Genomic DNA, 13,443 nt, shown 5'->3' on the forward strand with positions numbered 1-13,443 from the left:
AGGTAATGGGTAAGAAGTTAAAGAAAAATGTTCCTGTGTTGCGGTTTCCTGAGTTTAAAGGAAATTGGGAAGAAAAAAGACTAGAAGAATTATTTTTAGAATTTAAAAGTGGTTACAATATTACTTCTGAAGACATAACTGATCATAGCACTTACCCAGTATTTGGAGGTAACGGATTAAGAGGATTTGCTGATAAATTTACTCATGATGGGTTTTATTTTTTGATTGGTAGACAAGGAGCATTGTGTGGAAATATTAACCGCACTTATGGAAAAGCATATATTTCAGAACACGCAATAGCTTGCAAAGCGAATGATACATCTGATACTGAATGGCTTGCTCAGAGACTTGATTATTACAACCTTAATAGGTTGTCAGAGTCATCAGCCCAGCCAGGACTCTCTGTTAATAAATTATTGCGCTTTAAGCTATTTGTTCCTTCAAAAGCCGAACAAGAAAAGATTGCTAGTTTTTTGGGGGCTGTCGATCGCCGTCTAACCCAACTCCGCCGCAAGCAGGAACTCTTGCAGACCTACAAACGCGGCGTAATGAAGAAAATATTCTCCCAACAAATTCGCTTCACCCAACCCGACGGCTGCCCCTTGCCTGATTGGGAAAGAAAAAGATTAGAAGAATTATTTTCAGAATTCAAAAGCGGATACGGGATTACTTCTGATGAAATAACTGAACATGGTACTTATCCAGTATTTGGGGGGAATGGCTTAAGAGGATACACAGAAAAATTTACTCATGACGGCTTTTATTTTTTAATCGGTAGACAAGGCGCATTATGTGGAAATATTCATCGCACCTATGGAAAAACTTATATTTCAGAATATGCAATAGCTTGTCGAGCAAATGACACAGCTAATACCGAATGGCTTGCTCAGAGACTTGATTACTACAATCTTAATAAACTGTCAGAGTCATCAGCCCAGCCTGGTCTTTCTGTAAATAAATTATTACGGTTTAAATTATTGGTTCCTTCAAAAGAAGAACAAGAAAAAATAGCCAATTTTTTAACTGTAATTGATCGCAAAATCGAAGCCCTCTCCCGCCAAATCGACCAAACCGAAAAATTCAAAAAAGGCTTACTGCAAAAACTGTTTGTGTAGATTGTTAAAATTAAATCAACTAACTCAGAGCCAAACTGACCCCAAGCAACTGCAAACCGTAGGAGGTAACGACCCATGATCGCAGCCAAAGAAAATTTCCCCACCCTAACCCCCGAAGAATATTTCACTTGGGAAGAACAGCAGCTAGAAAAGCATGAACTGATCAACGGTCAAGTTTATGCCATGACTGGCGGTAGCAAAAACCATAGCTTACTTGCTGCCAGATTCATCACATTGTTTACTATTCATTTAGAAGGGAGTGGCTGCGACACCGCGACTTCAGACCTGAGAGTTAACATTGTAGGAACCAATAACTACACCTATCCAGATGTCAGCGTCACCTGCGACGATCGCGATAAAACCACAACCCAATATATTACCTACCCCTGCTTAATAGTTGAAGTTCTCTCAAAAACTACCGAAGCCTACGACAGAGGCGGCAAATTCCGAATGTACCGCCAAAACCCAGCCTTAATCGATTACCTACTAGTCAGTTCCACCAGCATCGAAATCGACCTATATCACAAAAACGACGCAGGCGACTGGTTGATTATCAACTACAAAGCAGGCGACACAATCGAACTCAAAAGCATTAACCTCAATTTACCCATTGAACAAGTCTATCGCGGTTTAACCCTTGAACCAGGGAATGGGGAATAGAATCAAAGCATTACCTACTACCCATTACCTAACGCCCAATATGCTAACCCTCGAAACCGTAATCCAAAAAATCCAACAACTCCCCCCCGAACAACAAAAAAAAGTGATCGAATTTGTAGAATTCCTAGAATTTCAAGCCGATCGCCAACAACAAGATCAACAACCCGAAACACCTCCCCAACAGGCTCAAGACTTTTTCGCCCTAGCCGGAATTTGGGAAGGGAAAAACATTACCCTAGACACCATCCGCAAAGACGCATGGGGTGAAGAGAATCAATGATTTTGTGTGATACGAATATCCTCATTGAATTCTATAAAAATAATACCGCCATTATTCAAGAATTACGTCAAATTGGCATTCATCAATTAGCCATTAGCGTAATCACTAGAGCCGAACTGTACTATGGCGCAATTAATAAAAACGAACTTAATCGTATTCAGCAACACCTAGACCTACTCCAAAATATCCCTATCGATCAGCCCATTTCAGAGAAATTTATTCAACTCATGGCGCAATATTCCCTAAGTCATAAACTCACAATTCCCGATGCCCTGATTGCTGCCACTGCCCTAACCCATAACATTAGCCTCTATACCTTAAACCTTAAAGATTTTCGCTTCATCCAAGGCTTAAATATTTATAATCCCACCCTTTCCCCATGACCCATTACCCATTGCCCAATATGCTAACCCTAGAAATAGCTATTCAAAAAATCCAACAACTCCCCCCCGAACAACAAAATAAAGTCATTGAGTTTATTGAATTCTTGGAATTTCAAGCGAGGCGCACCCTTCAGCCGCAAACACCCACTGCACCAGAAACCGCCGAAACATCCTTTGCTGACGCGACTAAAGAATTTATCGGCTGCCTTGATAGCGATCTCGAAGACCTCTCCCATAATCCTAAATATCTAGAAAAATTCGGTAGATCATGACTAGAGCTACCATCCTAGATACAGGAGTCTTAATTGCCTACCTCATGCCCAAAGATAAATTCCACGCTTGGGCAGTGTCCCAACTCTCTCAAATCAGCACCCCTGTCTTAACCAACGAAGCCGTAATTACAGAAGCCTGTTTCCTCGCCCAAAGGATTCACAACGGACAAGAAACTATTCTAAAACTTATTAAGCAAGGTCATATTATTATTCCTTTCAACCTCAGTCAAGAAATTGAAGCCATAGAAAACCTAATGAAATGCTATGCTTCAGTGCCAATGTCTCTCGCCGATGCTTGTTTAGTCAGAATGAGCGAAATGTACGAAAATAGCCAAATCCTAACCCTGGATAGTGACTTTACAATTTATCGAAAGCAGCGCAACCAAACGATTCCCGTAATCATGCCCAACGAGAATTAAGCTATGCCTCAAACCGAAGCCGAACTAGAACAAAAGCTGATCGATCGCATCACGGGATTAGGCTATGAACCTGTCAGCCTTCGCAATGCCGAAGACCTCAAAGCCAACCTTAAAACCCAACTGGAAAAACATAACGGTATCACCCTCAGCGACACAGAGTTTAAAAGCATCCTCAACCACCTCGACAAAGGTAACGTATTTGACCGCGCCAAACGCCTCCGCGACAAAATGGAACTCAGCCGCGATGACGGCACTACCTTTTACCTAGAATTCCTCAACACCGAACATTGGTGTCAAAACCAATACCAAGTTACGAACCAGATCACCCAGCAAGGCAATTACAAAAATCGCTACTACGTAACCCTGCTGATTAACGGCTTGCCCCTCGTCCAAATTGAACTGAAACGCCGAGGGCTGGAACTTAAAGAAGCCTTCAACCAAATCAACCGCTACCAACGCCATTCCTACGGCGCATACAATGGGCTATTCCAATACGTCCAAATTTTCGTCATCTCCAACGGTGTCAATACTCGCTACTACGCCAACAACCGAAAACAAGAATATAAACAAACCTTCTACTGGGCAGACCAAGAAAACAACCTGATTACCCAACTGGAAGACTTCGCCGACAGCTTTCTGGAGAAATGCCACGTCTCCAAAATGATCTGTAAATACATCGTCCAGCACGAATCCGACAAAGTGCTGATGGTGCTGCGCCCCTATCAATACTACGCAGTGGAAGCCATTATTGAGCGAGTGAAGGAGACTGATAAAAACGGCTATATTTGGCACACCACTGGATCAGGCAAAACCCTCACCAGCTTCAAAGCTGCCCAAATCCTCACCCAACTTCCCAAAGTGCATAAAGTGCTGTTTGTCGTCGATCGCGCTGACCTTGACTACCAAACCAGCAGAGAATTTAATTATTTTAGTGAGGGATGCGTAGACACCACCGATAGCACACGCCAACTGGTAGAACAAATGGCTGGGGATAATCGCCTCATTGTCACCACTATCCAAAAACTCAACCGAGCGATCAAATCCCAACGCCATGAAGCCGCAATGGAGAAGCTCAAAGATCAGCGCATTGTGTTTATCTTTGACGAATGCCACCGTTCCCAATTTGGCGAAACCCATAAAAATATCGTTAAATTCTTTACCAAAGCCCAAATGTTCGGCTTTACCGGGACTCCCATCTTTGCCGATAACGCTGCTAGCAACGAACACGGTACACGCACTACCAAAGACCTATTCGAGGAATGTCTGCATAAATATGTGATCACTAATGCGATCGCCGATGAAAACGTTCTTAAATTTTCCGTCGAGTATTGGGGCACTGTCAAAGATTCGGGCAAACGCAAAGACGGCACGCTGATCACAGAGCCAAAATTAGACCGAGAATTCTTTGAAAATCCCGACCGAATTTCTCTAATTGTCGATTGGATTATTGCCAACCATCACCGTAAAACCCACGGCAAAAAATTCTCCGCCATGCTCTGCGCCAGCAGCGTAGACACCCTAATTACCTATTACGACACGTTCAAAAACAAACAAAAACAGGGATTACATGACCTACGAGCGATCGCAATTTTTACCCCTGGCTATAACGAAGAAGACCAAGACGCAAACGGCTTAATTGGAGAACCCGATTTTAATATCAGCACAGATCCGAGCAACCGTAGCCATAGCCGCGACAAACTGAATGAATTTATCGCGGACTATAACCAAATGTACCAAACCCAACATTCCGCCAAAGATAGTCAGGCTTTCTATGCCTACTATAAAGATATCGCCAAGCGGATGAAAGACCGCGATCGAGCATAAATCTTTATTTATACTTAACTTCTACAACTTGTGAATCTACAAAAATGGACGTAACTGGATTCGAACCAGTGACCTCTACGATGTCAACGTAGCGCTCTAACCAACTGAGCTATACGTCCTTAACCACACGATTTATAATCATAGCATAGATTTTCAGGGTAAACCAACATAGAGGGCGGAAATTAGGCAAACTCTATTTTCTAGATGACCCTAGTGTATGATCGATAAGGTTATTCGGTTCTGGTGGGAGTCACCTACCAGAGGTAACTCTTAAAGTTCGGTGCAAATCCGGCGCTTGGGAGCAACTGTAAACCAATTTGAGAGTAATCTAAAATCCAAATTTGAGTAAGTCAGGATGCCCGCCGACATAGATTTATCAGTTCCACATATCTGCGAGGTACAGATGACTACTACTGTAAATATTTCCCCAACTAGTCCCTTAAGTGTTGCTGACCATACTTTGTTTGTTTGCAAAACTTGCGCTAGCGTTTGGCAAGATGGAAAACGCTTAGGTGAAAGTGGTGGTCAAAAACTTTTACACCAACTTCAGCAGCTTGCACAAGATTGGGACTTACGAGATGAATTCCCAATTCAGGAAGTTGAATGCATGAGTGCTTGCAATCGTTGCTGTGTAGTGGCATTTGCTGCCAAAGGCAAATTAACATATTTATTTGGTGATTTAGCCGTTGATGGTAGTGCATCTGCGGTACTAGAATGTGCTAGTCAATACTATGTCAAAGCTGATGGTTTACTACCTTGGTCGGAGCGTCCAGAAGCTCTGAAAAAGGGCATTTTGGCCAAGATTCCACCTTTATCTTAATGATGCGCGTTTTGATTCTGGGTGGGACGGGAGATGCCGCAGAACTAGCTACCAGAGTGGCGAATATTCAAGGGTTAGAAGCAATCACCTCTCTAGCTGGTCGCACCCGAAAACCATCGGTTCCGTTGGGCGATTTACGGGTTGGAGGCTTCGGTGGTGTGGCTGGATTGGCTAGCTATCTGCGAGGGGAGGAAATCGACTTATTAATTGATGCAACCCATCCTTTTGCTACTCAGATTTCCTTCAATGCGGCAGATGCTGCAACCGAAGTTGGAGTACCGCGTCTGATGTTAATTCGTCCGCCTTGGGAAAAACTAAGTAGCGATCGCTGGATTGAAGTTGACAGCGTTGAAGCCGCAGCAGCATCTGTAGCAAACCAGCTACAGAGGGTATTTTTGACAGTTGGGAGGCAAGAACTCGCCGCCTTTGCTCACTTAGAGAAAATTTGGTTTCTGATGCGGATGATTGACCCTCCTAGCGATGATGCTTTAGTACCACCGGGAATAATCTTGTGCGATCGCGGGCCTTTTACCCTCAATAATGAGAGACAAATCCTAATTGATCACAACATCGATACCATCGTCAGTAAAAATAGCGGTGGCGATGCCACAAAGCCCAAGATTATTGCCGCGCGAGAACTGGACGTGAAGGTTGTGATGGTAAATCGTCCAGCCATACCGCCAGGAGAACAAGTTACTGATGTTGATGGTGCTTTGGCATGGCTATTTCACAAGTTGCATAACTATTGCTGATCAGACAAGGAAAAAAACAACTGCCGCATTACGGCAGTTATTTGGATCACATCTGTCGTCCGGGCATAGAAAAAGCTCATGCGTATCAACTTAAGCTAAAACTTCTTTAAAACCTCGTTTCCAGCCAGAGGCTATCCTTGCCCAATTCCAGATAAGATCATGAGAACCCTCTACAAGATCCGCGATCGCGAAGCGCCGTAGGCGTAGCCCGTCGTAGACATCGCACTCACAACCCCAATGAAAAATCTAGCTCTACTATCTGCCATAGTCCTCGCCACCACATTTGGATTAGTTTTCGGGACAATGCCAGCCGCCTCTGCTTTAAGTTGGAACTGGAATTATTCTGGTATTGGCATCGCGGCGAACGGTACTTTCACTACTAATGACACCCCTAACGATTTGGGTTTTTACCTGATTTCTGGAATTACTGGTACACGAAATGGTGAAACAATTACAGGTCTGCAAGCCCCCGGAACTCCAATACCGGGAAACGAACCTTTTGATGGTGACAATTTAATTAGTATTAATACTCAGCAGTTAACGGGTAATGGTTTTGGGTATTCCACTTCGGGAGGAAATTATTCTAGCCCATATTTCGCTAGTTTTTTGCCGACACCAGGTTATTTAGAGGTTTTTTCTGCGCCGCCAATCACATCAGGTTTTGAAAATTTGGGATTGGAAGATAGTGAATTACCCATTAGTTTTTCTGCAACCATAATTACACGTCCCTGAATCCACCTCTATCCTTAGCTGACTCGTCCCCGGCACTCTCGGCGCACCTTCAGTACTCAAACGTCACAAGCTATCCAAATTCACTCACAATCAGCTCGAAATTCGGATGACTTTGAATACAGACGTGCTATAATCACAGAGATTAAGGGCGCGTAGCTCAGTGGATAGAGCAACAGATTCCGGTTCTGTGGGTCGGGGGTTCAAATCCCTCCGCGCTCGTTACCTTTGCAAGACTAACCACAAAATCGAGAGGTCATTTTCTCTCACGGGATAAAACCAATCTACCCTATGAGACAGAATTGCAACGGATAGCTGGGATACAGAAAAATTATAGGTTAGACTTGGTAATATAAATTTTACTTATAATTTATTTATAAAACCTGTCTCTGATAATTCCTAAGAACTTGCTAGAAAATTTTTAATATAATTTATATCAAGCTTGACTTTTTTAAAATTTTGTGCATCAGGTTGATTTTATAGTGGCGCTGTCTCTGCGTTAGAGTGCTATCACCTATATCTATAGGTATGTACTTTTTATGCTTGCTAGAGAGCATAAAGGAAATGGGACTGTTAATTAATAAAAATACACAACTGTTAGAAAATTTCTATTTTCCATGCGTTATTTAACGACTGCAACGGGGAAACATAAGATGTAAGGCAAAATCTGCTACCGACAAAGAAGGTCTTTATGTTACTAATCATGATAAAAGATTTAATATAATCCCGGAGGATGCTAGAGCATATACAGAATTGAATAGCGAACGAATTGTTAGAATACCAAGTAGAGATTTAAATACAATTGATAAGCTTTGGCTAAATTACAGTAAAGGAAAATTTGGATTTTCAGTGCAAAAAGAAATTTATCAAAGTTTAGGTGGAACTAAAGAATTTAATGGTGAAATACGAGATAAATTTGGAGTAGCAGTAGCATGGAGAACCCGTAATGAGAATGGTAACTACTTCTGGCGTAATTCAGACGATTGTCATTATTATATTGACATTGACATTGCACTAAGAGGACATCTTCCTAGTTGTTTGTGGGCAGGTATTAATGATGACTGGTTTGAAAATAGAAGGGAGAGATTAATTACCCTTTTTTACCATTTGCAAGCTAGTGGTATTGGCAATATTTGAAAACAGTAATTATTTTTTAGGTTTCTCAACTTACTCAAGAGAAGTTTATGAGTGCGCTAATTGATCGTAGATTTGGTGGTCAACTTTCGTAGTGGCGGGTCGGAATCCCCGACTCATTGATTCTGATTCCTGAATTCTGACTTCTGAATTCTTCTTCAATTATCACTTGCGATTTTCGCGCCGCCACTTACCCCGTACTAAACGAATTTCATCAAAACTGTAGCTTTCCCCTAGCTGTTCTTTGATAGGAGTGAGGGAAATGTCACCGAGTACTTCTAAAACTTGCCAAATTTTTTGTTGATGTTCTAGAGGTACTAATTGATTTAAATCAACTGGCTGATTTTTCTGAATTAGTTTTTCTAGATGATTGCTAACTGTTGCCGGGCTTAGGTTGCGTTTTTGGGCAATTTGAGCAATATTTAAACCTTGTTGATGTAATTGTAATGTCTGTAATTCGGTGTAAGAAGATGAGTTGGGAGAGGATAGGGAAGTAACAGATTTATTTTGCAAACCTTTTTCTTGGCGGTAGGCGCGAATTTCTGTAATAAACTTTTCGCCATATTGAGCGAGTTTGTGACTACCTACACCAGAAAGTTTGCCAAATTCAGCTAAGTTTTGGGGTTGTACTTGTACCATCAATTTTAAAGTGGAATCGTGGAAGATGACGTAAGGTGGTACAGATTGCTCATCAGCTAATTGTTTACGTAGCGATCGCAACTTCTGTAATAATATTTCTGCAACCTCGGCTTTTTCACTCCCCTGTTCCCAGGTAATCTTTTGGACTGTGGTTACAGCTAGGGAAACTGCGCGTTGTTTTCGCATTACTTGCCAACTTAAGGCATTTAGTTTTAAAACTGAGTAACCATCGCTAGTTTGTTCTATTAATCCTTGATGTAAAAGCGATCGCCCCAACATTCGCCATTCATCTAGAGTTCTATCTTTACCAATACCATAGGTAGAAAGTTTATCGTGTTCGTACTGGATAATTTTGTCTTTTTTTGCCCCCCGCAACACATCAATTATGTATGCCATCCCAAACCTTTCTTTACAACGCGCCACACAAGATAAAAACTTCATGGCTTCAATTGTCCAATCTTGCATGGGTTTGGGATGACGACAATTGTCACAGTTACCGCAATTCCCAGGAAACCTTTCGCCAAAATAACCCAGTTGAATCGTTCGCCGACAATCAGTGCCTTCAGCGTAATCGATCATCTGCCGCAGTTGTTGTTTAGCAATCAACTGTTCTTGAGGGTCAGTTTTTTGATCAATACTCCATTCAATTGTTTTAACATCACCAAAGCTGAAAAATATTGTACATCGAGATGGTTCTCCGTCTCTACCTGCCCGACCCGATTCTTGATAATAACTTTCTATATTTCTGGGCATATCAAAGTGAACTACCAACCGCACATCGGGTTTATTAATTCCCATCCCAAAGGCGACTGTTGCCACCATAACGCGGACATCATCTCGAATAAATCGCGTTTGATTACTACTACGTTCCTCATCAGTTAATCCGGCGTGATAAGGCAGAACAACAATTTTATCGTTTTGCAGTTTAAAAGTGAGTTCATCAACTTTTTTACGAGTTAAACAATAAATAATTGTCGAACCTTCAGTTTCCCGAACTAGTTCTAACAATTGGGCGTAAGCAGATTTAGTTTTAGGACGAACTTCGTAATAAAGATTTTCACGGTTAAAACTGGCAAGATGGATGCTAGGTTGCTTTAGTCCTAATTGTTGAATGATATCACTACGGACGCGATCGGTTGCTGTGGCGGTGAGGGCGACGGTAGGAACATCAGGATAGCGTTTTCTCAGAGATTTTAACTGGCGATATTCTGGACGAAAATCGTGTCCCCACTCTGAAACGCAGTGCGCTTCATCAATAGCAAAACTAGAAATACCGATTTTTTCTTTAACTAAATCGAGAAACGGGAGAAACCTTTCACTCAGCAAACGTTCAGGGGCGACGTATAGTAATTTTACTTTCCCGGCGAGGATGGCTTCTTCCCGCGATCGCACTTTGTAAGCATTCAAACTGCTATTCAGAAATGTCGCATTAATATTATTATTTCGCAGTGCTTCTACTTGGTCTTGCATCAAAGCAATTAACGGCGACACTACCACCGTTAGTCCATTTTTTAACAACGCTGGTAGCTGAAAACACAGAGATTTCCCCCCACCAGTCGGCATCACAACCATTAAATCTCGATTTTGCAGCGCCTCTTCGATAATTTGCCGTTGTCCGGGGCGAAATTGGTCGTAACCGAAGTGATATTTTAGCGCTTGTTCGAGATGGGGATACTGAAGCATAGCGATCGCTTTTTCGGGGGCTGTCTGCGTGAGTAGTTATGAAGATATTAGTATTTTAACTCACATCTTTGGCAGCTTTGAGAAGGCTGGCGTTTCTGTTGGCGATTGCATGCTCATCAATCATCATACATGAGCGATCGCTTGACTTTTAAGATAGTCGCTACAAAAGCCGCGATCACCCTATTCCCTTGGCGTGACTCTCAATCAATGCTAAAATCAGCACAAATTTCTCACTTTCGGGATGCACGTAATCAGCAAAGTGAAATTGCGGGAATTCTGGGTTGAACACGCTAATTCTGAAGATGCTCTCAATGACTGGTACAAGTTTGCATCGATTGCGAATTGGTCTAATTTGGTGGATGTTCAGAAAAGATATCCAAAGGCAGAAGCGGTTGGTAACTTTACAGTGTTTAACATCAAAGGTAATAACTATCGTTTGATTGTAGACATTAGATATTCCAGCCAGACAATTTTTATTAAATACGTTCTTACCCATCCTGAATACGATAAGGAAAGGTGGAAAGATGACCCCTACTTCTAGTCAACAAACTTACACTGACTTACTGATTCAGTATCAGCCTAAGCCAATTAAAACGGAACAGGAGTATAACAGAGCCTTAACAGCAGTAGAGGGGATGATGTCTGGCGAGTTGACAGAAGCTGAAACTGCGCTTTTTGAGTTGTTGGTTCTTCTGATTGAAAATTACGAGTCACGTCATTATTCGATGGGTGAATCAAAACCTGTGGCTACTTTGGAATCCCTCATGCATGAGTTCGATCTGAAGCCAACTTCTTTAGTCGGGGTTTTTGGCACTGTTGAGATTGTTAGGGAAGTGGTTAATGGTCAACGAAAAGTTAGCCAATCTCAAGCAGAGTCCCTAGCTAAGTTTTTTAATGACCATTATTCTGGGCTTTCCCTAACGGCTCTTGACTTTGAACAATGAGAGAATTAAAGATTAAACTGTGACTGGTACAAGGAGAATAGATGTGGTATCTGGGTTATGGAAAGGAAGGAAATTACCGTTGAAGAACTGCTGCAACGTTATGCTGCTGGGGAGAGAGATTTTAGTATTGTTTGTTTGGATTACGCAGACTTGAGCGGAGCTAACTTGGCTGGAATCGACTTTAGTCATGCCAGATTGCGCCGTGCTAATTTGAGCGGAGCCATTCTCTGTGGGGCTAATTTGAGCGATACTGATTTGTGGAGAGCTAATTTGACTGGGGCTAACTTGGAGGCTGCTAATATTATTAACACTTGTATTGCTGGAGCCAATTTGGAAAATACCAATCTGAGGGGAGCTATTGGTGTTTTCGGTCAGGCTAACGGAACTTTTTTGCACAATACCGTTTGGTCCAACGGCGAGATTGTAGTTGGTCCCGAATGGATTGATGCTTGAAAATATTTCTGCTTCCGTATCAGCCAAAAGAGAACTATTTGGATAGGGGTTACGATATCTCTTGGTCTTTCAATACCTTCGCCAATTTACGAGGGTGAGTTGATGTATTAACTCCCTTGTCTCTAAGCTCTGGCAAAAACAATAAGTCCTAAAAATTCCTTCAAGTTTTCCTGCAAGTGTTTTTTAATGTATTGCTTGCAGTATGAAGGGTTTGAGCGTCCAAGCTACGATGTCGAGCTAAACGCTTATGTATGGGTCATTTTGCCATTTTTGCCGAAATTTTTGTAGGCTCTTAGGGGAGAATTTGACGTAAGTCAAAGGCGGGGTGGGGTTCTTTTTTCGATTTATTACCAATTTCCCTGATTCGGTTGCTCATCTTATAATTACCCTTACTTTTTCAGTGCCAGGGTCAAGCCATCTGCGATCGCAATTAAACTCAGACTAACTCGCTGGTCTTGATGCAGCTTCTGATTAAAGGCACGAATCCTTTTAGTTCGATTATCTTGCACTTGGGGGTCGGCAACCTTCCCTGACCAGAGGACATTATCGATGGCAATCAGTCCCCCCGATCGCACTAATTGCAGCGATCGCTCATAATAGCCATCATAGTTGCTCTTATCTGCATCAATGAAGGCAAAATCAAAAGTTTCCGCTTCTCCTGTTGCCAGTAACCGATCCAAAGTCTCCAAAGCTGGGGCAATGTGCAGTTGAATTTTATCCGCCACTCCTGCTTGCTGCCAATAGCGCCGAGCGATCGTGGTAAATTCATCACTAATATCACAGGCTACCACCTGACCATCCCTCGGTAACGCCAATGCCACCACCAGGGAACTATAACCTGTAAATACCCCAATTTCCAAAGTTTTCTTAGCTCCCAACAATTGCACCAGTAACGCCAAAAATTGCCCCTGTTCGGGAGCAATCTGCATTCTCCCGATTGGATACTGGGCTGTTTCCTGTCTCAGTTGGGTCAAAATTTCCGGTTCTCGGAGAGAGATTGACAGTAAATAGTCATAGAGGTTTTGTTCGAGTCCTAGTGTTTGAGTTGTCATAATATGCGTTTTTCTTTAATCCACGAAAATTCCGGTTTAACATGATTATTAAAAAACTTTTTTAATAATTTATTAAATACTTACTAAATTTACCAGCAAAATACTCAATCCCCTGCCTAATATTGACCGTTAAAGAAATTCAACCTATCGTCTGGAATATAGGAATCATATTTGATTTATGAAAAAATATCGGTAGTCTTGTAGTAGACCGTCATGGCTTTAATGCTGCAAAAAAATTGTCGGTTGGGTGGAGGCTTTGCGTAACCCAACATCCTGATAATCAG

Annotated in this window: 17 protein-coding genes and 2 tRNA genes; 16 read left to right on the forward strand and 3 right to left on the reverse strand. The window is 42.1% G+C overall.

What is annotated here, in order from left to right; all coding sequences use genetic code 11:
- Window positions 1–5: 5 nt before the first annotated feature.
- The 7 genes from V7K27_RS16330 (at window position 6) to V7K27_RS16360 (ending at window position 4,953) form a co-directional block, all read left to right on the forward strand.
- The gene (locus V7K27_RS16330; RefSeq protein WP_334948938.1) at window positions 6–1,115 is read left to right on the forward strand and encodes a restriction endonuclease subunit S; all 1,110 of its coding nucleotides are present in this window, start codon (window positions 6–8) and stop codon (window positions 1,113–1,115) included.
- Between the two features lie 75 nt (window positions 1,116–1,190).
- The gene (locus V7K27_RS16335; RefSeq protein WP_334948940.1) at window positions 1,191–1,775 is read left to right on the forward strand and encodes a Uma2 family endonuclease; all 585 of its coding nucleotides are present in this window, start codon (window positions 1,191–1,193) and stop codon (window positions 1,773–1,775) included.
- Window positions 1,765–2,055: a DUF2281 domain-containing protein gene (locus V7K27_RS16340; protein ID WP_334948943.1), complete on the forward strand. Its 291-nt coding sequence runs from the start codon at window positions 1,765–1,767 to the stop codon at window positions 2,053–2,055. Before V7K27_RS16335 ends, V7K27_RS16340 begins: the two co-directional genes overlap by 11 nt.
- Entirely contained in the window at window positions 2,052–2,438 is a 387-nt protein-coding gene (locus V7K27_RS16345) for a type II toxin-antitoxin system VapC family toxin (RefSeq protein ID WP_334948945.1), read from the forward strand. The genes V7K27_RS16340 and V7K27_RS16345 overlap by 4 nt, the downstream gene beginning before the upstream one ends.
- A 20-nt stretch (window positions 2,439–2,458) precedes the next feature.
- Window positions 2,459–2,710 (forward strand): hypothetical protein, encoded by a 252-nt coding sequence (locus V7K27_RS16350; RefSeq protein ID WP_334948947.1) that lies wholly within the window; start codon window positions 2,459–2,461, stop codon window positions 2,708–2,710.
- Entirely contained in the window at window positions 2,707–3,129 is a 423-nt protein-coding gene (locus tag V7K27_RS16355; RefSeq protein ID WP_334948949.1) for a type II toxin-antitoxin system VapC family toxin, read from the forward strand. The genes V7K27_RS16350 and V7K27_RS16355 overlap by 4 nt, the downstream gene beginning before the upstream one ends.
- Window positions 3,130–3,132: 3 nt before the next feature.
- Window positions 3,133–4,953 (forward strand): type I restriction endonuclease subunit R, encoded by a 1,821-nt coding sequence (locus V7K27_RS16360; RefSeq protein WP_334948951.1) that lies wholly within the window; start codon window positions 3,133–3,135, stop codon window positions 4,951–4,953.
- Between the two features lie 45 nt (window positions 4,954–4,998).
- On the opposite strand, the gene V7K27_RS16365 is transcribed toward V7K27_RS16360, so the two are convergent.
- Window positions 4,999–5,072 (reverse strand) — tRNA-Val (locus V7K27_RS16365).
- Window positions 5,073–5,356: 284 nt separating this feature from the next.
- On the opposite strand from V7K27_RS16365, the gene V7K27_RS16370 reads away from it, so the two are divergent.
- From V7K27_RS16370 to V7K27_RS16390, 5 genes are all read left to right on the forward strand, one after another.
- Window positions 5,357–5,773: a DUF1636 domain-containing protein gene (locus V7K27_RS16370; RefSeq protein ID WP_334948975.1), complete on the forward strand. Its 417-nt coding sequence runs from the start codon at window positions 5,357–5,359 to the stop codon at window positions 5,771–5,773.
- Between the two features lie 2 nt (window positions 5,774–5,775).
- Window positions 5,776–6,525, forward strand: a complete 750-nt coding sequence (locus V7K27_RS16375; RefSeq protein ID WP_334948977.1) for a cobalt-precorrin-6A reductase — start codon at window positions 5,776–5,778, stop codon at window positions 6,523–6,525.
- 237 nt (window positions 6,526–6,762) lie between these two features.
- The gene (locus V7K27_RS16380; RefSeq protein WP_334948953.1) at window positions 6,763–7,257 is read left to right on the forward strand and encodes a PEP-CTERM sorting domain-containing protein; all 495 of its coding nucleotides are present in this window, start codon (window positions 6,763–6,765) and stop codon (window positions 7,255–7,257) included.
- 146 nt (window positions 7,258–7,403) lie between these two features.
- A tRNA-Arg gene (locus V7K27_RS16385) sits at window positions 7,404–7,476 on the forward strand.
- Between the two features lie 501 nt (window positions 7,477–7,977).
- Window positions 7,978–8,391 carry a GUN4 domain-containing protein gene (locus V7K27_RS16390; RefSeq protein ID WP_334948979.1) on the forward strand — a complete coding sequence of 138 codons (414 nt, stop codon included), beginning with the start codon at window positions 7,978–7,980 and terminating at the stop codon, window positions 8,389–8,391.
- Window positions 8,392–8,553: 162 nt separating this feature from the next.
- On the opposite strand, the gene recQ is transcribed toward V7K27_RS16390, so the two are convergent.
- Window positions 8,554–10,710 (reverse strand): DNA helicase RecQ, encoded by a 2,157-nt coding sequence (gene recQ, locus V7K27_RS16395; protein WP_334948955.1) that lies wholly within the window; start codon window positions 10,708–10,710, stop codon window positions 8,554–8,556.
- Window positions 10,711–10,815: 105 nt separating this feature from the next.
- On the opposite strand from recQ, the gene V7K27_RS16400 reads away from it, so the two are divergent.
- Genes V7K27_RS16400 through V7K27_RS16415 form a run of 4 tightly spaced genes read left to right on the forward strand, consistent with a single transcriptional unit; the run spans window position 10,816 to window position 12,107 of the window.
- Window positions 10,816–10,995 carry a hypothetical protein gene (locus tag V7K27_RS16400; protein WP_334948981.1) on the forward strand — a complete coding sequence of 60 codons (180 nt, stop codon included), beginning with the start codon at window positions 10,816–10,818 and terminating at the stop codon, window positions 10,993–10,995.
- On the forward strand, window positions 10,952–11,251 hold the full coding sequence (locus tag V7K27_RS16405; RefSeq protein WP_334948957.1) for a type II toxin-antitoxin system HigB family toxin: 300 nt from the start codon (window positions 10,952–10,954) through the stop codon (window positions 11,249–11,251). The genes V7K27_RS16400 and V7K27_RS16405 overlap by 44 nt, the downstream gene beginning before the upstream one ends.
- A complete protein-coding gene (locus V7K27_RS16410) occupies window positions 11,235–11,654 on the forward strand; it encodes a helix-turn-helix domain-containing protein (protein WP_334948959.1) in 420 nt (139 codons plus the stop codon). The genes V7K27_RS16405 and V7K27_RS16410 overlap by 17 nt, the downstream gene beginning before the upstream one ends.
- Window positions 11,655–11,711: 57 nt before the next feature.
- On the forward strand, window positions 11,712–12,107 hold the full coding sequence (locus tag V7K27_RS16415; protein WP_334948961.1) for a pentapeptide repeat-containing protein: 396 nt from the start codon (window positions 11,712–11,714) through the stop codon (window positions 12,105–12,107).
- Between the two features lie 389 nt (window positions 12,108–12,496).
- On the opposite strand, the gene V7K27_RS16420 is transcribed toward V7K27_RS16415, so the two are convergent.
- Entirely contained in the window at window positions 12,497–13,159 is a 663-nt protein-coding gene (locus V7K27_RS16420) for a class I SAM-dependent methyltransferase (RefSeq protein WP_334948963.1), read from the reverse strand.
- Between the last annotated feature and the right edge of the window lie 284 nt (window positions 13,160–13,443).

This window comes from Nostoc sp., assembly GCF_036919575.1.
GTDB lineage: Bacteria > Cyanobacteriota > Cyanobacteriia > Cyanobacteriales > Nostocaceae > Nostoc.

Coding starts and splice junctions, on each gene's coding strand:
- V7K27_RS16380 (WP_334948953.1), top strand. CDS start 6,763: ATGAAAAATCTAGCTCTACTATCTGCCATAGTCCTCGCCACCACATTT.
- V7K27_RS16345 (WP_334948945.1), top strand. CDS start 2,052: ATGATTTTGTGTGATACGAATATCCTCATTGAATTCTATAAAAATAAT.
- V7K27_RS16350 (WP_334948947.1), top strand. CDS start 2,459: ATGCTAACCCTAGAAATAGCTATTCAAAAAATCCAACAACTCCCCCCC.
- V7K27_RS16335 (WP_334948940.1), top strand. CDS start 1,191: ATGATCGCAGCCAAAGAAAATTTCCCCACCCTAACCCCCGAAGAATAT.
- V7K27_RS16330 (WP_334948938.1), top strand. CDS start 6: ATGGGTAAGAAGTTAAAGAAAAATGTTCCTGTGTTGCGGTTTCCTGAG.
- V7K27_RS16360 (WP_334948951.1), top strand. CDS start 3,133: ATGCCTCAAACCGAAGCCGAACTAGAACAAAAGCTGATCGATCGCATC.
- V7K27_RS16370 (WP_334948975.1), top strand. CDS start 5,357: ATGACTACTACTGTAAATATTTCCCCAACTAGTCCCTTAAGTGTTGCT.
- V7K27_RS16355 (WP_334948949.1), top strand. CDS start 2,707: ATGACTAGAGCTACCATCCTAGATACAGGAGTCTTAATTGCCTACCTC.
- V7K27_RS16410 (WP_334948959.1), top strand. CDS start 11,235: ATGACCCCTACTTCTAGTCAACAAACTTACACTGACTTACTGATTCAG.
- V7K27_RS16415 (WP_334948961.1), top strand. CDS start 11,712: ATGGAAAGGAAGGAAATTACCGTTGAAGAACTGCTGCAACGTTATGCT.
- V7K27_RS16375 (WP_334948977.1), top strand. CDS start 5,776: ATGCGCGTTTTGATTCTGGGTGGGACGGGAGATGCCGCAGAACTAGCT.
- V7K27_RS16405 (WP_334948957.1), top strand. CDS start 10,952: ATGCACGTAATCAGCAAAGTGAAATTGCGGGAATTCTGGGTTGAACAC.
- V7K27_RS16340 (WP_334948943.1), top strand. CDS start 1,765: ATGGGGAATAGAATCAAAGCATTACCTACTACCCATTACCTAACGCCC.
- V7K27_RS16420 (WP_334948963.1), bottom strand. CDS start 13,159: ATGACAACTCAAACACTAGGACTCGAACAAAACCTCTATGACTATTTA.
- recQ (WP_334948955.1), bottom strand. CDS start 10,710: ATGCTTCAGTATCCCCATCTCGAACAAGCGCTAAAATATCACTTCGGT.